At 44.4% G+C, this 18,963-nt stretch carries 18 protein-coding genes; 14 read left to right on the forward strand and 4 right to left on the reverse strand.

The features are described 5' to 3' along the window. The first annotated feature begins 76 nt into the window (after positions 1–76). The 7 genes from QOZ98_RS08380 to QOZ98_RS08410 all read left to right on the forward strand — a co-directional run bounded on the left by QOZ98_RS08380 (position 77) and on the right by QOZ98_RS08410 (position 7,341). Complete coding sequence (locus tag QOZ98_RS08380; RefSeq protein ID WP_308787030.1) at positions 77–1,462, forward strand: sugar phosphate nucleotidyltransferase; 1,386 nt, start codon at positions 77–79, stop codon at positions 1,460–1,462. Positions 1,463–1,522: 60 nt separating this feature from the next. Beyond that, positions 1,523–2,476 (forward strand): mannose-6-phosphate isomerase, class I, encoded by a 954-nt coding sequence (gene manA / locus QOZ98_RS08385; protein ID WP_308787031.1) that lies wholly within the window; start codon positions 1,523–1,525, stop codon positions 2,474–2,476. Between the two features lie 278 nt (positions 2,477–2,754). Next, on the forward strand, positions 2,755–3,642 hold the full coding sequence (gene galU / locus QOZ98_RS08390; RefSeq protein WP_308787275.1) for a UTP--glucose-1-phosphate uridylyltransferase GalU: 888 nt from the start codon (positions 2,755–2,757) through the stop codon (positions 3,640–3,642). Positions 3,643–3,657: 15 nt separating this feature from the next. Next, entirely contained in the window at positions 3,658–4,983 is a 1,326-nt protein-coding gene (locus QOZ98_RS08395; protein ID WP_308787032.1) for a UDP-glucose dehydrogenase family protein, read from the forward strand. A 19-nt stretch (positions 4,984–5,002) separates the two neighbouring features. Continuing rightward, entirely contained in the window at positions 5,003–5,716 is a 714-nt protein-coding gene (locus QOZ98_RS08400; RefSeq protein ID WP_308787033.1) for a sugar transferase, read from the forward strand. A gap of 193 nt (positions 5,717–5,909) precedes the next feature. After that, on the forward strand, positions 5,910–6,635 hold the full coding sequence (locus QOZ98_RS08405) for a YveK family protein (RefSeq protein WP_308787034.1): 726 nt from the start codon (positions 5,910–5,912) through the stop codon (positions 6,633–6,635). Between the two features lie 4 nt (positions 6,636–6,639). Further along, positions 6,640–7,341: a CpsD/CapB family tyrosine-protein kinase gene (locus tag QOZ98_RS08410; protein ID WP_308787035.1), complete on the forward strand. Its 702-nt coding sequence runs from the start codon at positions 6,640–6,642 to the stop codon at positions 7,339–7,341. Between the two features lie 59 nt (positions 7,342–7,400). Here the strand turns inward: QOZ98_RS08410 and QOZ98_RS08415 are convergent, their stop codons facing one another. From QOZ98_RS08415 to QOZ98_RS08425, 3 genes are all read right to left on the reverse strand, one after another. Further along, positions 7,401–7,847 (reverse strand): GDYXXLXY domain-containing protein, encoded by a 447-nt coding sequence (locus QOZ98_RS08415; RefSeq protein WP_308787036.1) that lies wholly within the window; start codon positions 7,845–7,847, stop codon positions 7,401–7,403. After that, the gene (locus tag QOZ98_RS08420; RefSeq protein ID WP_308787037.1) at positions 7,844–9,019 is read right to left on the reverse strand and encodes a DUF2157 domain-containing protein; all 1,176 of its coding nucleotides are present in this window, start codon (positions 9,017–9,019) and stop codon (positions 7,844–7,846) included. Before QOZ98_RS08420 ends, QOZ98_RS08415 begins: the two co-directional genes overlap by 4 nt. Positions 9,020–9,138: 119 nt before the next feature. Then, entirely contained in the window at positions 9,139–10,674 is a 1,536-nt protein-coding gene (locus QOZ98_RS08425; protein WP_308787038.1) for a glucosyltransferase domain-containing protein, read from the reverse strand. A gap of 452 nt (positions 10,675–11,126) precedes the next feature. Here QOZ98_RS08425 and QOZ98_RS08430 point away from each other — a divergent pair, with 452 nt between their 5' ends. Both QOZ98_RS08430 and QOZ98_RS08435 read left to right on the forward strand, forming a co-directional pair. After that, a complete protein-coding gene (locus QOZ98_RS08430) occupies positions 11,127–11,804 on the forward strand; it encodes a flavin reductase family protein (RefSeq protein WP_308787039.1) in 678 nt (225 codons plus the stop codon). A gap of 81 nt (positions 11,805–11,885) precedes the next feature. Further along, entirely contained in the window at positions 11,886–12,431 is a 546-nt protein-coding gene (locus QOZ98_RS08435; RefSeq protein WP_308787040.1) for a GNAT family N-acetyltransferase, read from the forward strand. Positions 12,432–12,494: 63 nt separating this feature from the next. Here QOZ98_RS08435 and QOZ98_RS08440 read toward each other — a convergent pair whose 3' ends face one another. Continuing rightward, positions 12,495–13,202 (reverse strand): MBL fold metallo-hydrolase, encoded by a 708-nt coding sequence (locus tag QOZ98_RS08440; RefSeq protein WP_308787041.1) that lies wholly within the window; start codon positions 13,200–13,202, stop codon positions 12,495–12,497. A 269-nt stretch (positions 13,203–13,471) separates the two neighbouring features. On the opposite strand from QOZ98_RS08440, the gene QOZ98_RS08445 reads away from it, so the two are divergent. The 5 genes from QOZ98_RS08445 (at position 13,472) to QOZ98_RS08465 (ending at position 18,812) form a co-directional block, all read left to right on the forward strand. Next, positions 13,472–13,747, forward strand: a complete 276-nt coding sequence (locus QOZ98_RS08445) for a YciI family protein (RefSeq protein WP_308787042.1) — start codon at positions 13,472–13,474, stop codon at positions 13,745–13,747. Between the two features lie 31 nt (positions 13,748–13,778). Then, a complete protein-coding gene (locus QOZ98_RS08450) occupies positions 13,779–14,324 on the forward strand; it encodes a glycerol-3-phosphate responsive antiterminator (RefSeq protein WP_142825959.1) in 546 nt (181 codons plus the stop codon). Between the two features lie 180 nt (positions 14,325–14,504). Next, positions 14,505–15,338: an MIP/aquaporin family protein gene (locus QOZ98_RS08455; RefSeq protein WP_308787043.1), complete on the forward strand. Its 834-nt coding sequence runs from the start codon at positions 14,505–14,507 to the stop codon at positions 15,336–15,338. Positions 15,339–15,357: 19 nt separating this feature from the next. Next, entirely contained in the window at positions 15,358–16,860 is a 1,503-nt protein-coding gene (glpK, locus tag QOZ98_RS08460) for a glycerol kinase GlpK (protein ID WP_308787044.1), read from the forward strand. Between the two features lie 275 nt (positions 16,861–17,135). After that, positions 17,136–18,812, forward strand: a complete 1,677-nt coding sequence (locus QOZ98_RS08465; RefSeq protein ID WP_308787045.1) for a glycerol-3-phosphate dehydrogenase/oxidase — start codon at positions 17,136–17,138, stop codon at positions 18,810–18,812. The last annotated feature ends 151 nt before the right edge of the window (positions 18,813–18,963 follow it).

Raw genomic sequence — 18,963 nt, forward strand, 5'->3', positions numbered from 1 at the left:
TTATTTTTATTAAATTTTATAAGGATAAAAGACTGGCATTCAGTTAAAACTGCAGACGGAGAAGGAGGGCATAATTATGAGATTGGTATTGTTGTCGGGGGGATCGGGAAAGCGCCTATGGCCACTTTCCAACGATGCGCGTTCAAAACAGTTTCTTAAAGTGTTGAGTGATGAGGATGGCAATAAAGTTTCCATGGTTCAACGTGTCTGGAAGCAAATCGAGGAAACAGGCATGGCTGGAAATTCCATCATTGCCACCAGCAGCTCTCAGGTGGATATGATTAAAACCCAATTGGGGCAAGATGTCCATGTGGTCACTGAACCCGAGAGAAGAGATACGTTTCCGGCCATCGCTCTGGCAGCTGTTTATCTTTATTCGGTCCAGAAATGCAGTCTTGATGAAGTGGTAGGAATGCTGCCGGTAGATCCATACGTTGAGAACCGATTTTTTGGACGTGTTCAAGATCTAGAGAAAGCCTTGCTTGATTCGGGAGCCGACTTGGCGTTGATGGGAGTCAAACCGACTTATCCTTCTGCGAAATATGGTTACATTATTCCGGACAATAAGTCGGATGATTCATATTTGACGGTTGATTATTTTAAAGAGAAACCGACGGAACAACAAGCGGAAGAGCTGATCGAGCAGAATGCTTTATGGAACTGCGGCGTATTTGCTTTCCGGCTGGGTTATATTATTGATCTATTGAAAGAGCGGGGCATGCCGACCGAATATTCTCAGCTGCTCAGAAATTACCATCGTCTTCCTAAGAATAGTTTTGACTATGAAGTGGTTGAGCGTGCGGCTCACATTGTTTCTCTGCCATACGACGGCTATTGGAAGGATTTGGGGACTTGGAATACCTTGACAGATGAAATGGCGGTTCAGATTACAGGCAAAGGGATTATTGGCAAAGGGGTGGAAAACTCCCATATCGTCAATGAACTTGATATTCCCATTACCCTGCTCGGCTTGGATAATGTAGTGGTTGCGGCAAGTCCGGATGGGATATTGGTGACCGACAAAGATGCCAGTACCAAAGTGAAAGAATATGTGGAAGGTTTTAATAGCCGGCCGATGTACGAAGAACGCCGCTGGGGCTGGTATCGGGTGTTGGAATATACAAGATATGCGGAAGGCAACGAAGTTCTGATCAAACGATTGGGAATAAATGCCGGGAAAAATCTCAGCTACCAAATGCACTACAAGCGCAGTGAAGTATGGACCATCGTAAAAGGCGAAGGCATTTTTGTTTTCAATGATCAATTGAGCCATGTCAGAACAGGAGATGTTATCCATATCCCGCTTGGAGCTAAACATACTTTGAAAGCGACAACTGATATGGAAATTATCGAAGTTCAAACAGGCAGCGAATTGATTGAAGAAGATATTTTCCGCACTTCGAACGAATGGGAAGAAATCGAAGCAATCTGCAAAATCAAAATAACTGCTCGCCATGGATAACGGGTGGGGAAATTTTTGTAATTAGTATGGCGCTTGTTATTCCATGAGGGAGGGGAGTTCATGTATAAGGAACCTGTTTTTTTAAAGCCGGTTTTCCAGGAGCGGATTTGGGGCGGGAAAAAGCTTCAAAAATTATTTAATTATGATATTCCTTCGCAAACGACAGGGGAAGCATGGGTTATTTCCGCTCATGAAAATGGGCCATCCATTGTTATGAATGGCGAACTGCAGGGGAAAAGTTTGTTGGAGGTTTGGCAGAACTATCCTCAGTTATTCGGCTCTGAAACTACCGACAGTGATTTTCCGCTGCTGGTGAAAATTCTCGATGCCAATGATCAGTTATCTGTTCAAGTGCATCCGGATGATCATTATGCCCAAGAGCTAGCCCATAAACCGTTCGGGAAAACAGAATGCTGGTATATTTTGGATTGTGACGAAGATGCTGAAATTATAATTGGGCACCAGGCGCAATCGCGGGAAGAGTTTCAGCAACTGGTAAGCAAAGGGGAATGGCACAAGCTATTTCAAAGCATCAAGGTGAAAAAAGGGGATTTTGTTTACGTGCCAAGCGGAACGCTGCATTCGATCGGCAAAGGGATCGTTATTCTGGAGACGCAGCAAAGTTCTGATATTACATTTCGGCTGTATGATTATGATCGTGTAGATCCAGAAGGCAAGAAGCGGGAGTTGCATTTAGAAGAAGCGATGGCCGTAATGACCTGTCCGCATCAGCAAGTTATCCAAAGCAACTTGAAAGAGCAGTTGAACAACCTTGAGTCAACGCGGTTGATTGAAGGTGAGTATTTTACGGTGTACCATTGGCTGCTTGGCGGAAAAGTTGAAGTGCCGTTAACGACCGGGTTTTTACTGGTCAGCGTTATTGGTGGCGCGGGACAGATTGTGACAGAAGAGAGTGTATCGACAGTGAGAAAAGGGGATAATTTCATTGTACCTGCGACTATCGGCAATTATTTTATAGACGGAGATTTGGAAATGATCGTCTCACATACTTAAATACGTTTTAAATTATCTGAATATTAGAATATATATATAGTGTTAAAAAGTCTTTTTAATGAATTAAATTATAAGTAAATAGAACTAATTAAGCTATTTAAATTAATAATTCTCAATAATTAAACTATTTTTTAGGGACTATCGATGTTACAATGGGACAATATTTAGTCATCTGAGTGCTAAAGAACCTGTTTTTTGATAACAGAAAGGTTCGGTCCCATTTAAAAAAGATAGGAATCGGTGTTCCTGAAATAAATCAAAGGCGGGTGGATTGTATGGTGAAAAAGGTAAGAAAAGCAATTATTCCAGCAGCTGGTTTGGGTACGCGATTTCTTCCGGTAACAAAGGCTATGCCTAAAGAGATGCTGCCAATCGTAGACAAACCGACGATTCAATATATTGTGGAAGAAGCCATTGCTTCAGGCATCGAAGACATCATCATCGTTACGGGAAAAGGAAAACGCGCAATTGAAGACCATTTCGATAAGAATTTCGAGCTGGAAGACAACTTGTTCAAAAAAGGCAAGTTTGAACTTCTTGAAAAAGTTCAGCATACCTCAAATGTAGAAATTCACTATATTCGCCAGAAAGAGCCAAAAGGTTTAGGGCATGCAGTCTGGAGCGCACGCAAGTTTATCGGAAATGAGCCGTTTGCGGTCCTGCTGGGAGATGACATTGTAAAAGCGGATAAGCCTTGTTTAAAACAATTGATTGACCAATACGACAAACTGCAGTCGTCTATTATCGGAGTACAGCAGGTGCCGGATCATGAAACGCATCGATACGGCATCATCGATCCAAGTCGAGTGGATGGACGCTGCTATCAGGTCAGCAACTTTGTAGAAAAACCGAAACCAGGTACAGCTCCTTCTAATCTGGCAATTATGGGGCGTTACATTTTGGATCCTGAAATTTTTGATTTTCTCGGGACCCAAAGTGCAGGGGCAGGAGGAGAAATCCAGTTGACGGATGCTATCCAAAAGCTTAACAAGGTGCAAAGCGTCTATGCTTACGACTTTGAAGGCAAGCGTTATGACGTGGGTGAGATGCTTGGGTTCCTGCGGACAACCATTGAGTTCGCTTTGGAAAGTCCGGAATTTGGAAAAGATGTAGAAAGCATCATTAAAGAATTGATGAAAGATAAATCAGCTGCACCACTATTCTAATTTGGGGGATTCCGTATGAATATATGTGTCATTGGCACTGGATATGTCGGATTGGTAACTGGTGTGAGTTTGTCTGAAATTGGCCATCACGTGATCTGCATCGACGTTGATGAAGACAAAGTTACAAAAATGAAGAAGGGGATTTCTCCCATCTATGAGCCTGGTCTAAGTGAATTGATGGCCAAAAACATCAAAGAAAAGCGTTTGCGCTTTACGACGAGTCACTCGGAAGGGCTTCAACAGGCAGCTGTTGTCTACATTGCGGTAGGAACCCCGGAAAACAAAGATGGTTCTGCTGATTTATCTTTTGTGGCTCAAGCCGCTAAAGACATTGCTGAAAATGTCGAGCATGATGTCATCGTCGTCACGAAAAGCACCGTTCCTGTGGGAACAAATGCCATGATCAAAGAAATCGTTCAAACTCATTTGTCTGATGGACTTCAAGTTGAAGTCGTCTCAAATCCTGAATTTTTAAAAGAAGGATCGGCAATTCATGATTCGTTCCATGGAGACCGAATTGTCATTGGTGCCGAAAATGAACAGGCATTCAGCATAATTGAAGAGATCAATCAGCCATTCAGGGTGCCTATCTTTAAAACAGATATAAAAAGTGCGGAAATGATTAAGTACGCATCGAATGCATTTTTGGCAACTAAAATCAGTTTTATCAATGAAATCTCCAACATTTGTGAATTGTTGGGGGCCAATATAGAGAATGTATCAACGGGAATGGGATTGGATCAACGGATTGGCAGCCAATTTCTAAAAGCGGGAATCGGCTATGGCGGATCTTGTTTTCCAAAAGACACAAAAGCCTTGATACAAATTGCGGGAAATGTCGAATATGAGTTTGAGTTGCTGAAAGGCGTGGTCAATGTCAATAAAAAACAGCAAGGGATATTGATCGGCAAGTTGAACGACTGTCTCCCGGTCATTTCAGGTAAAAAAATAGCTGTGCTGGGACTTGCATTCAAGCCGAATACAGATGATATGCGGGAGTCTGCATCTATCCTGATTACCGAAGAATTGATAAAGCTGGGAGCAGAGGTTGTAGCTTATGATCCAATTGCAATGGACAATGCTAAAACCATTTTGAGTTCGAAAGTTCAATACGCAGATTCAATTGAAAGAGCGGTTGACAATAGTGATGCTGTACTGATTTTGACCGATTGGGATGAAATTAAGAACGTCGATCTGGCCGTATTCCACAAAATGAAAAGGCCACTCGTTATTGATGGAAGAAATTGTTTTACGCTAGAAGCTATGGAGAAAAATGGAATTGATTATCATTCGATCGGTAGACCAGTTTCAGCAAAACTGATTGAAGCAGCGCCCATCTGATTGATAAATGGAATTTAAGATGAAAGTGGTGATTCAAATGTCAGTGTCCGCTCCTGAAAAAGAAAAACTCGATGTTAATACGAGATATCGCGAAATGGTGTTTGAAAGCGTCAAGACAAATACCAGCAATTGGTATTTATATACGAAACGTTTTCTGGATATTGCCGGTTCGCTAATGGGGTTGGTTATGTTGATTCCCTTATTTTTGATAGTCAGCTTGCTGATTAAATTGGAAGACCCTAATGGTCCGATATTCTTCAAGCAGAAAAGAGTCGGCAAGCATGGCAAGTCTTTTGATATGTATAAATTTCGTTCCATGGTGTGCAATGCGGAAGATTTAAAGGCATCACTGCTAAAACAAAATGAAGCCTCAGGTCCAGTGTTTAAAATTAAAAGCGATCCAAGAATTACTAAAATCGGAAAATTCATCAGAAGAACCAGCATTGACGAATTGCCGCAGTTGGTGAATGTGCTGAAAGGCGATATGAGCATCGTAGGGCCGAGGCCAGCTTTGCCTGACGAAGTGGCTCAGTACACAAACTACGAAAAACAGCGTATTAGTGTAACGCCGGGCTTGACCTGTTTTTGGCAGGTTAACGGAAGAAGCAATATCAGCTTTCAGGAATGGGTCGAAATGGATTTGGAATATATCCGCAATCGCAATACAATAATGGATATTAAACTGATCTTAAAAACTATTTTGGTGCTATTTGGATCTAAAGATGCTTATTAAACGAAAAGAAACCTTCATTGGATGCCTGGGCTTTACTGAAGGCGATCATAAGTTAAAGCATGGGACATCAATTGGTTCGATTGATGTCCCATAGCCGATTGATTGAAGAACAAGTAGCCGAAGGTTTTGTTGATATCCGAAACTTATGCTTTCGTGCACTTGCACATTTCTAATCGAAAGGAGGGATGGCGAAATGATAGAAACCATCAGTCTGCGTGAAATTTACTTGATCTTAAAGAATCGGATGCGGCTAATTTTGGCCATTACCATCGCATTCATGATTGTTGCAGCATTGATATCGTATTACATGCTAACACCCATTTATCAAACATCTACTCAGCTTTTGGTCAGTCAGCAACAGGCCGAAACCGGCTTTGACAGTGAAAGTATTGAAACAGATTTACAGTTGGTCGGTACATACAGCGAAATCATCAAAAGTCCGATCATACTTGAGCAAGTGATCAGCCAATTAGGATTGGAAATGTCCTATGAAGAGCTAAATGAAAAAATAACTGTGGAAATTGCAGAAAGCTCTCAGTTGCTAAACGTGGTAGTGGCAGATGCAGACCTTGCTGCGGCTGTTGAGATTGCAAACAGTACAGCCGAAATTTTCGAAGTGGAAATTCTGGAATTAATGAATGCAGATAACGTTTCAATCCTGTCACCAGCTGTGGTCATGGAGAATCAGACACCGGTATCGCCAAATCCTCCACTGAATATTTTACTGGGTGCTATTGCCGGCCTGCTGATTGGAGCAGCTATCGCTATGATTTTGCGCTATTTGGATACTACGCTCAGAGTAGAAAAAGATATACAGGATGTGCTGGGGATTCCTGTACTGGGAGCCATCTCACCGATGAACGAAGAAGAAGACATCCCGGCAAATGAGCCGATTGCCTTTAAACGCAGGGAGGCATAAATGAATGGTGAAAAAAAAGAACAAACCGGAAGTGAAAAATCGAAAACTGATCGCATTTACTAATCCGAAATCGCGGGTGTCTGAACAGTTCAGAACCTTGCGGACCAATATTCATTTTTCTTCTCCTGATGGTGATATTCGGTCATTGGCCATCACTTCTGCCTCGCATTCTGAAGGCAAGTCGACTACCGCTTCGAATTTGGCAATTGTGTTTGCTCAAGAAGGCAAGCGTGTGCTTTTCATTGATGCGGATATGAGAAAACCAACAATGCATGACACATTTAAAATTACGAATCACCGTGGGCTTTCAAATGTGCTGGCCAGTCAGATTGCGTTGAAAGTAGCGATTCAGTCAGCGGGAATTGAAAATCTGGATCTTTTGCCGTGTGGACCAATTCCGCCGAATCCGGCAGAATTATTAAGTTCCCATAGCATGGACCTGCTTTTGGAACAGGGACTGGATGCTTATGATCTGCTGATCTTTGATACGCCACCTGTTTTGTCTGTTGCGGACAGTGTGATTTTAGCGAACAAATGCGAAGGCACTATTCTGGTAGTGAACTCGGGGAAAACAGAACGAGAGCATGCCGTCAGAGCAAAAGAAGCGATTACAGCCTCACCCAAAACCCGTTTGCTCGGAGTGGTGATCAATAACATTAAAGTCCAAAAAGATGCTGACTATGCGCAGTATTATGGGACAGAATGATAATAATGAGTCCATAAAAAAAGTTCAATCAGAAAACTGATTGAACTTTTTTTATGGACTTATTCCGAACGTTCTTGCAGGTTGATGGGCCGAATAGTGCCCCAGCTGGAGACATCAATTGTTACTTGCAGGTTTTGCGCCGACTCTAATTGAGGGCCAAGCCCCTGCTCCACATAAAACTGTTCCAGTTGAGGAGCTGTGACGCTGCCGCCATAAACAGATCCTTCGATAGCTCCGAAAAAGGACTCGTTATCGATTCGGTCAATGACGGCATAGCCATCATCGCCATTTTTCAAAGTGAAGTACACGGAACTGTCATCTGTGACGGAAGACGTTTGCAAATCTGGGTATTGCAGCATGACGTATTCTCCATAGAACGGATCGAATGGATCGAAGGGTTCAGCTCTTAAAACATATTGCTCGCCAAACCAGGAAGCTGCGTAATAACTTACAAGCAGAATTACGACAACCGCGGTTTGGATGATTGGAAAGAGCCAGGATTTCATAACTTGACACCTTCTTTCCTGCGATTAATCCACCAGGCTATAGCTGACAACAGGAACAACAGCAACGCACCGATTAAGAAGAAAAGGGACATGTCGAGCCGGTCCCATGCATAAATGATGTAAATAACAAACTGGACAACGATGAAGTAGACAAAGCCCAATCCCAAAGGTTCATTTTGCCGCTGGGCAATAATCAGATATGCGAGTGCGGACAATTCGGCAACTACTGCCAGACCGATTGCCGTTTCATCAAAGAGCAGCAATCCAATGGAGCCGGCAATCGCAATCCACATGAGGGAGCGGAATTTGAAAAAGCAAAGTACGAGAACGCCAACTCCGGCAATGGCTAAAGCGATGGCTTCTGCCATATGGCTTGCGTCAATTATGCTGATAAACGTTTGTCCGCGCACCGCCAAATATGCTGCCAGCAACATCCCTGCTGCCAGCAAATAAAGCGGTCGAATCATCCGCTGTTTGTGTTCAGGTGCAATGAGCAGGAGCAGGACAAGGGCGAACAAGGTCCAAATCGGCCACAGTGAGCTGTCATAATCCACGAGACCCCATAGCATGAACCCGGAAGCGAATAGCAGTATCCAGCTGAATGCCACTGGTGCAAAGCTTTTGCTGAAGTAAAACCACGCTATGGCAATGGCGATGAAGATACCCCATTCCAGCCATCCGATGTCAGGGAGAAATGATATCAGCACAGCGGCGCCAAAGAGAAATCCGATGACGGAGTAAATGAGGTTTTTCCAATAAAAGAAATGGGCAAGCGCTGCAAGAAACATCGCCCATGGCAAAGCGGAATTTGCCAATGGAAAATGAAAAGTCTGTGCTGCAACCAGTAAAGTCGCACCAAACATCGCTAGGCCAATCACCCTAAAGAGCAGTGGCGATCCAAAAGTTTTTTTCTCTGAGAAATGAGCGATGCTGTAGAAAAGCCACATCAAAGCCAGCATTAGCAGTACTTTTGCGAGATCCGGTATTGCCTGCCAATTGGCGGCAATAAAACTGAAAATCGCCAGAGAAAAGAAAATCAAGCCAATCATCAACAGCAGCGGCAGCTTTTTAGGGGCGGGCTGCCGCTTTTCAAAGGCTAAAATCTGCTCTGCTGTTTCTTGGTCCAGCAAACCTGCCTGTTGCCATTGCTTCAGTTTTTGCTCCGTGTCCATGCTGATTCCCCCATTCTATTTACCCTCATTATATGCTTAAATTATGCAATGAGATAGGTAATTGATTGCATAAAAAAAGAAAACATCAGACAACGGATCATTCCGTGCCTGCTGTTTTCTTAGTCCCGGAGCTTCACCACGACAACATCGTCGATTACGCGAACGGCATTCGGCGATGGCCATGCCTCCATCTCTTCAAACCATACTGTAGCTGCAATTTCCTGGCGTTCCTGCTCAGAAATGAAATCATATTTAACACCAAAATAGTTTTTCATTAAGGCGCTGTAATGGTAAGGGAGTGGGACGATGCTTTGCCCCAAAGGTCCCGTCATTCTTGGGATGTTGTCGGGAATCTTCTCTGTGCTCAACGGCGAGTCCAATTGCACACGTCCGATTAATGCCAGTTTTGATTCGGCTGTCACACCTTCAGTTTGTTCCACTCTGCTGATCAGACGGTTAACGAAGGCTGTTGATTTTTCATATTTCAATTCCATATTCAAGTAAGAAATGTTTGAGATAAGAGCGAAGTTGAATACTACGGCAAAGACAATCACTAAAGACATCCAAGAAAATGTTTTAGCAGCGATGGTAGGGAGGGTCAGATGCTCATAAAATAGCACCGGCAGCATATAGAAGGTGACAAGAGCGAACACCATTAGCATATGATAGACGACATCGGGTGAAACGAAATACAGCATATAGGCAGACAGAGGCATCAGCAATAGCAATGCCAGGGAAATCAAAGTCATCCGAATACTAGTAAAGATGCGGTTCTGGATCAGCAGCAGCACGAAGCCGACGGCAATCAGCAGAAAAACAGCGGCATTCAGCCATTCAAATAAATTAATCGGGGAGTCTGTATTGAATCCACGGAAAAAGAAAAAAGAGAAAGAATCATTTACTTGCTTGAAGCGTTCAAAAATGGAACCGCCGCTTTCGCCGACGGAGTCCAAGCCTTGATAGCTTGTGATATTGCCGGCAAAAAAGCTGGAATAGAATTTGAAGTTGACCGCGTACATCGCCATTCCGATGGCTCCCAAACCAAAGAAGCGGAAGATGTAGCTTTTTAATTGCCCGAAGGAAATCTTGTTGCCAAGAATTTCACTGATCAAAAAAACGATCATCACGGTTGATAAGAAGGGGAGGTTTGCCTGGTAGACACCTATTCCCAAATAAAAAATGACAGAGCCTGGAAGGAAGCCGTATTTGTACTTTTTGGTGATAAGCAAAGCCAGCATGGTGAGCAAAGAGCCGAAAATATAGCCGTCTGCAGTAAACATATACGAGAAGATAGACGCAATGGTCGGGAATGTGACGATTAAACCGCTAACTGCCACTATAGAAAAGGTTTTGTTCAATTGAAACAGTTCTATCAAAATTACGGCAATCAACGCTAAGTAAAGAATAGAAAGCGTTCCATTGATCCATGGCAAGTCGAAATAAGAGCTGATTCCGCTGAAAGGAGACAGGAAAAACCGGCCAGAACTCCCTTTCAGCTGGGGGCTATGCACATTGACGAGACTGTCATGGTTGGGAAGGATATTAGTGAAAACAAACATGTGGCATAAAAACCCGATGATCACGGCTGAAAGAAAAGCGGTTTTCCATTGTGGTTTAATGATCAATTTCAATTTCAATAGAAATTCTTCGGGCATTTCAATCGGCTCCTAGTCTATTGCGATGATTTCACTCAAATTTGGTATGTAAATTCCATTTCTAATAATATCAAACTTTGTTTGGAAAAAATAGGGCGTTTTTGTGGAGGCCGTGAGTTTCGCTGTTTCTGAAATTAAGGACATCAAGTTTCATTGATTTGATTTTTCCGATATTCATCTGTAGTGTCTGTCAGTCTTTCCTTGAAGAAATTCAATTTGTTTCAGTAGAAGATGTGGGTGAAGATTGAACTTAAGAGTGACAACTTGTTATCCTCTGACTTCGAAAGCCAGTGGCGAGTAGGGAATTCTGCCATTATTTTTAGCGCAGCTGCCTCGGTGCCGGCGCAATCGCTTTGCACTGTCCAAATCAGCAGTCTTTTCAATACGAATATTTGTTGCAGAAAACTGATTCGGAAAGGTTTGAAAAGGGAAAAAGAATAGGAAGAAGGTTTATGGCTCACAAGGTGAAGGGGTGGTTGGAAAAGATGATCATAGATCCATTGAACATGACTGCAAAGCAAAATTACAAACTATTGATTGGAAGTGTTGTGCCGAGGCCGATTGCCTGGGTATCCACTATGTCGACGGATGGCATAGCCAATTTAGCGCCTTTTAGTTTTTTTACAGTGGTATCGCGCAATCCGCCGATGCTGGCGTTTTCTGTAGGTGAAGGGGTCGAGGAACGTGAAGGTACGGTCAAGGACACATTGCAAAACATTCGTGAAAACAAAGAATTTGTCGTTAATATCGTGACAGCGCCACTAGCAAATGAGATGGCAAAAAGCGGTGAACATATCGCCAGAGAAATTGATGAGTTTGAGTATGCGGGGTTGACAGCAGCAGAGTCCATTGAAATTTCCGTACCGCGCGTTTTGGAGGCACCCATCAATATGGAATGCAAATTGCATGACATCATTCAATTGGGCGATGATCATTTAATAATTGGCAAGCTCGTAAAATTTCATATTAAAGATGAGCTGTATCAAAATGGCCGCATCAATTTGGAAAAGCTTGCACCCATCGGCCGCTTAGCTGGAAATTACGCACCGGTGGAAACTATTTTTTCGTTGCCAATCGAAGATCTGGATAGCATACTGAAAACACCTGTTGATAAATCAGAAAATCCGTAACGTGCTGCCGCTTTTGTTTATTCAATCGAATAACGGATAGCGGTTTTCTTATTCAACAAAGATTAAGAAAGGAGTGTTTTGATGGGGTTAGATATCGGGAACGTCAGCTTTCGGCGATTGCGGCGCGAGCATTTGCCGCAGCTTTATGAATGGATTACAAAAGAACCGCCAGCCACCCGGTTTTGGGGCTATGCACAAGGTGGCACATATGGCCAGTTTGTACAGGAATTCACGGATAGCATCAAGGGCAAGGATCCGACAAGGCCCTATGTCATTTATTACGAAGAAACACCGATTGGTTACATCCAAACTTACCATTGGAGCGATTATCCGGGCTGTGAAAAGTACGAGGAGCTGCACAAAGCGGCAGGGCTGGATGTGCTGATTGGCGCTAAAAACTACCGGAACAAAGGGCTGGGTTCCAAAGTTCTCCATAAATTTCTGAAAGAAATCATCTTTGCGGATTCTAAAACCCTCTTTTGCGTCACGGATCCGGACATTCGGAATACCGTCGCAATCCGTGCCTACGAAAAAACAGGCTTTCAAAAGACGCGGCAGGTGGATGAAGTACTGGATGAGCCGAGGCCGGTCATGCTAATGAGAGTGGGACGCAAAGAAGTAAAATAAGAAACCCGTTTGCCAGTGAATTTCTGGCAAACGGGTTTTAGTCTGTTCGTTGTTGGGAGCATCCTATTGGAGATTTTTTTCACTTTCAAAGATTGCCAAATCGATGGAATCCATCGGCTTATTAATCATTTCACCATGGCCGACCGCCAGCAGCTGCGGATTTAGCCGGCGAATTTTATGGGCGCTTTTAAGAGCTTCCTGTTTGTTCCATGTTGCAAAAGCCGGAAACGGAAAAAATACTTTAAATGTTCCAGAGACAGCGATGCCACCGCGTGTCTGGAGGGCATCCCCAGCAATCAGGAATTGGTTGCGTGAATCCAATAAGGAAATAGAGCCGGGCGTGTGTCCAGGCGTACTGACAACTTTCAGGGAACCGACCTGATCGCCTTCTTCGAGCAAACGGTCGGGCTGCGTTTTAATGTTTTTGGGAACTCCGCCTTTGATCGGTGAATCAGGTTCATCTGGCAACAGACTCGTGTCACCGGCAAGCAGACGCGCATCACGCGCCGATATGCTGACAACAGCATCCGGCCACTCACGCTTGATGGCATCGAGCGCACCCATATGGTCGCCGTGGGCATGGGTGATGATGATTTGGGTCAGCGGCTTTTTCATCACCTTGATCGATAATAAAATCTGTTTGGCATTAAATCCTAAAGCAGCGTCAATCAAAGTCAGTTCCGTTTCTTCATCAATTACATAGCAATTTACGGGAAAGAATCTGGGCATGAACGTCAATTGATAAACAGGTCCTTTTTTTGTCATCTGCACAGCCAACCAGCTCCTTATGGATGATGTAAGTTAGTTCCAGTTTACCCTGTTTCACAAGGTTGGGAAAGGTGTTTGGACAGTAAATGCTGCTGAAAGGACAGTATTTCGCCAGTTTAGACTGTATTTATTCAGTTTGGACAGTATTTCAAGAAGTTTGGACAGTATATCCAATAAAATGGTAAATTCCACTCTAATTTTTAAAGAACTCAGGGCAATCAAAGACTTTTTGATGCCCGCTCACTATAATAAAGAAAAAGGGAGGCGTATTCATGAAATATTTTGCGGTATTACTGCCCATGAAAGACGCTGATAAAAGCCGGGAGTTTCGGCCGCAGCATTTGGCGTATTTGGAAGACAAACGCAATAACGGCCAGGTAGCAGCCAATGGCAAATTTGCGGATGGTTCCGGCGGATTGGTCATTTACCGGGCTGAATCATTCGGAGCATGCGAAGCTTTGGTGAAAAAGGATCCATATATTGCAGAAGGTGCCAGGAAATACGAAATCTTTGAATGGGAAGCGGTTTGGGCGGATAATGCTCAGTAAAGGGCATGGAATAATTTGAGGAGGAAAACCGGTGCATGAGTTAAACGGTGTTTTGCCAGTTTTGCGCAATATGAAAGAATTTGAACGCTTGCTCGACAGCGATCACGAATACATCATTTTTTTGGAGATTCGGCTGGCTCAGCTGAAACAGTTAGTACAGGCAGCAAAAAAAGCCAAAAAGAAAGTCATCCTTCACGTGGATTTGATTCAGGGACTGAAGACAGATGCCTATGGATTTGAGTATTTGGTAAGGGAAGTCAAGCCGGATGGCATCGTGTCGACACGCAGCAATGTTATCGCTTTGGCTAAGAAAAATAATTTGCTGACGATTCAGCGCCTTTTCCTGTTGGACAGCCAGGCGCTTGAGCATAACATTAAGCTGATCAATCAGGTCACTCCGGATTATATCGAAATTCTGCCAGGGATCATCCCGTCGGTCATCAAGGAAGTTTTTGATAAAACAGGCATCCCGGTCATTGCAGGCGGACTGATCCGGACAAAAGAAGATATTCAATTGGCATACGATGGCGGGGCTAAAGCCATTTCAACCTCTCAGCCCGAACTATGGGAAATATAAATTGTTGACAGCGTTTTCATAAACTGGTAACTTAGTATTTACAAGTTAAGAGCTGTGTTGGAGAAATGGAGACCCACACTGAAATGAGCGCTTCTCGCGGAGAAGCGGCTCGGTTCAGCGTGGGTCTTTTTGCGTTTTTCTAAAACAGTTCAAAGCCGAAATACAAAGGGGTTCTTTACAATGACGGAATTTTTAGCAGAATTAGTCGGCACCATGATTTTGATTATTTTTGGTGCTGGCGTCGTAGCAGGGGTAGTACTAAAAGATTCGAAAGCTGAGAACAGCGGCTGGATCGTTATTACGATTGCATGGGGATTGGCCGTAACGATGGGTGTTTACGCAGTAGGCAGTTTTTCAGGAGCGCATTTGAATCCGGCAGTCACACTCGGGTTTGCAGCCGTAGGCGATTTTCCTTGGGCAAAAGTGCCGGTCTATATCGCAGCACAGATTATTGGTGCAATCATCGGTGCGGCCATTGTCTTTTTCAATTATTTGCCGCATTGGAAGCAGACCGAAGATGCAGAAACGAAACTGGCAGTATTTGCAACAATTCCTGCCATCCGCCGTCCATTCTCGAACTTGGTCAGTGAAATCATCGGGACTGCAGTTTTGGTCATGGGCTTGCTGTTTATCGGAGCTAACGAATTTACAGAAGGCTTGAATCCATTGATTGTCGGTGCATTGATTATGGCAATCGGGATGTCGCTTGGCGGTACAACCGGCTATGCCATCAATCCGGCGCGTGACCTTGGACCTCGCATTGCACACGCCTTGCTTCCGATTCCAGGTAAAGGGAAATCAGACTGGTCATACGCCTGGGTGCCGATTGTCGGACCTGTTTTTGGCGGTGTTTACGGAGCATTATTTTATAAAGCGCTGTTCACCGGAGCATACGATTTGCCGTTTTGGATCATGAGCGCCGCCTTGATCCTGGTTTTATTCGGGGCAGCAAGTGTAGAATTGAGAAAAGAGCGGACAACCGCTGATAAATTAGAAGAAAAAATCGTTTCATAACCCATTGGAGGAGATTGTTTTGACTAAAGATTATATTTTATCCATAGACCAGGGCACTACAAGTTCACGTGCCGTATTATTGAACCATAAAGGTGAAATTTTTGAAACAGCCCAACAGGAGTTCCAGCAGTTTTTCCCGAAACCGGGCTGGGTAGAGCATGATGCCAATGAAATCTGGACATCTGTTTTAGCCTGTATCGCAGAAGTGCTGCGCAAATCGGATGTCGATCCGATCCAAATTGCCGGCATCGGCATCACCAACCAGCGTGAAACGACAGTCGTTTGGGACCGCAACACAGGCAAACCGATCTACAAAGCGATCGTATGGCAGTCGCGCCAAACAGACGGCATTTGCAACGACTTGAAAGAGCAGGGCTTGAACGAATTGTTCCGCAAGAAAACAGGCTTGCTGATCGATGCTTACTTCTCTGGAACAAAAGTAAAATGGATTTTGGACAATGTTGAAGGAGCGCGCGAAAAAGCAGACAATGGCGACTTGATGTTCGGGACGATCGATTCATGGCTTGTTTATAAGCTATCAGGCGGCGCAGCGCATGTGACAGATTACAGCAATGCATCCCGTACCTTGATGTACAACATTTATGATTTGGAATGGGATCAGGAGCTGTTGGACATCCTGACAGTGCCGAAGAGCATGCTGCCTGAAGTACGCCAGTCGTCGGAAGTTTATGCCAATACCATCAATTATCATTTCTTCGGCCACGAAGTGCCGATTGCCGGTATGGCCGGTGACCAGCAGGCCGCATTGTTCGGCCAGGCTTGCTTTGAAAAAGGCATGGCAAAAAATACTTACGGAACAGGCTGCTTTATGTTGATGAATACCGGCGAAGAAGGCGTTGTATCAGAGCACGGGTTATTGACGACTCTTGCTTGGGGTGTTGACGGAAAAGTTGAATATGCACTTGAAGGCAGCATTTTTGTCGCCGGTTCAGCAATCCAGTGGCTGCGCGACGGTCTGCAAATCATTGAAAATGCACCGGAAAGCGAAGACTATGCGATGCAAGTCGAGTCAACAGAAGGCGTCTACATGGTTCCGGCATTTGTCGGCCTTGGAACACCTTACTGGGATACCGATGCACGCGGTGCCGTTTTCGGCCTGACACGCGGCACAACAAAAGCACATTTCATCCGTGCAACGCTTGAGGCGCTCGCATATCAGACAAAAGACGTTGTAGATGTTATGATAGAAGATGCAGGGATTGAATTAAAGACTTTGCGTGTTGATGGCGGAGCAGTCGGCAATGATTTGCTGATGCAGTTCCAAAGCGACATTCTGGATGTTCCAGTGGAACGCCCGATGATCCAGGAAACAACGGCACTTGGTGCAGCTTATCTAGCAGGCCTTGCGGTCGGATTCTGGAAAGACAAAGAAGAAATTGCCCAGCAATGGAAAATCGACAAAACCTTTACCAGCGAAATGCCAGCTGAAAACAGTGAAACACTTTACGCAGGCTGGAAAAACGCTGTAGCAGCAACACGTTCATTTAAACCAGTGAAATAACCTACAAGTTAATATCGAGAGATAAACGGCCGGAGACTATGAGAGACCAAGCCAGATGTGCAGAAGAAATTCTGCAGCTGTGCCTGGATCTCTCTTTTTATATGGAGAAACGGCTGTATGGGTTGAGTAAGAACATAGTTTTACACCGCTTTGGGTGAAAAAAATCAGCTTAGTGCTTTGCAAAATAGGGTACTAATGCAGGAGCAAATCAGTTTTCTTTATGCAGTCTTTCCATATTTATTCCATCCACAGACAAAAAAGGAGCAGATCAACTTATGAAATTTTCAAGCTTAAACAGAACCGAACGCTACGAACACATGAAACAAACGCAATTGGATGTCCTTGTTATTGGGGGCGGAATTACAGGTGCGGGCATCGCACTTGATGGAGCAGTGCGCGGCATGAATGTTGCTGTTGTGGAAATGCAGGATTTTGCGGCAGGTACAAGCAGCCGTTCGACCAAATTGGTGCACGGCGGTTTGCGCTACCTGAAGCAATTTGAGATAAGAATGGTCGCCGAAGTCGGCAAAGAACGCGAAATCGTTTATGAAAATGGACCGCATGTGACGACTCCAGAATGGATGTTGCTGCCGTTTTATAAAGGCGGAACGTTTGGGCCGCTCAGCACCAATGTCGGCCTGCGTGTTTATGACTTTTTGGCTGGCGTCAAAAAAGGCGAGCGCCGCAAAATGTTGAGCAAAGAAGAAACCCTGCGCCGCGAGCCTTTATTAAAGAAAAAAGATATTCGAGGCGGCGGCTATTATGTGGAATACAAAACCGACGACGCACGCCTGACGATGGAAGTCATGAAAAAAGCAGTTGAAAAAGGCGCTTTGGCAATGAACTATGCAAAAGTGAAAAGCTTTATTTACGATAATGGCAAGACTGTCGGAGTTCAGATGGAAGACCAAATTGACGGAACGATCCACGAGCTGTATGCGAAAAAAATCGTCAATGCAGCAGGGCCATGGGTTGATACATTGCGTGACAAAGACCATTCCAAATTTGGCAAGACGCTTCAGCTGACAAAAGGCATTCACTTGGTCTTTGATGGCCTTCGCTTCCCATTAAAGCAAGCGATCTATTTTGACATGCCGGACGGCCGGATGGCATTTGCCATTCCGCGTGAAGGCAAAGTTTATGTAGGTACGACAGATACGGTTTACAAGCAGGACATCGCACATCCGACGATGACGCTGGAGGACCGCAACTACGTCCTTAAAGCCATCGACTTTATGTTCCCTGAAGTGGCAATTACAGAAAAAGATATCGAATCCAGTTGGGCTGGTTTGCGTCCGTTGATCCACGAAGAAGGCAAGGACCCATCCGAGATTTCACGGAAAGACGAAATCTTTGTATCGGATTCCGGTTTGATTTCAATTGCGGGCGGCAAATTGACCGGCTACCGTAAAATGGGCGAACACATCATCAATCTGGTGGCAGAGCAATTGAAGAAAGAACAAGGAGTCAACTACCCGAAAAGCTCGACCAAGCGTTTGCCGATTTCGGGCGGCGAAGTGGGTGGATCGAAAGGTTTTGAAACGTTCATGGCGGACCGTATCCATCAATCGAGAGGCATGGGGCTGGCTCCTGATACTATGCGCATGCTTGTCAATCGTTACGGGGCAAACGTGGACAAGGTTCTTCACTTCTATACAACCGGATTAGAAGAAGCGGCACGTGCCGGGCTGAATCAACTGGTTTACGCGATGCTGCGCTATTCAATGGAATACGAAGCATCATACAAGCCGATCGATTTCTTTATTCGCCGTACGGGTGCTTTGTATTTCGACATCCATTGGGTGCAAGCATATAAAGAATCAACCATCGCTTATATGGGCAAGGTGCTTGGCTGGACTGATGAGCAGGTGGCAGATTATCGCGCTGAACTGGAAGGCTTGCTGCACGAAGCCGTTCATCCTGTGGAGGTATCTTCTCAGAGCTTAAGCTAATTCAACTCCATCCCGCCTACAATCATTAAATTGATTGCAGGCGGGATTTTTTTGATATAGACTGGAAAAATTATTCTTTTGGGTTTATACTTATTAAAAATATCTGATTAGACGTAATATTGTGACTTTAAAATCAAAGGAATAGGAGCCT

The organism is Planomicrobium stackebrandtii (assembly GCF_030814955.1).
GTDB lineage: Bacteria > Bacillota > Bacilli > Bacillales_A > Planococcaceae > Planococcus > Planococcus stackebrandtii.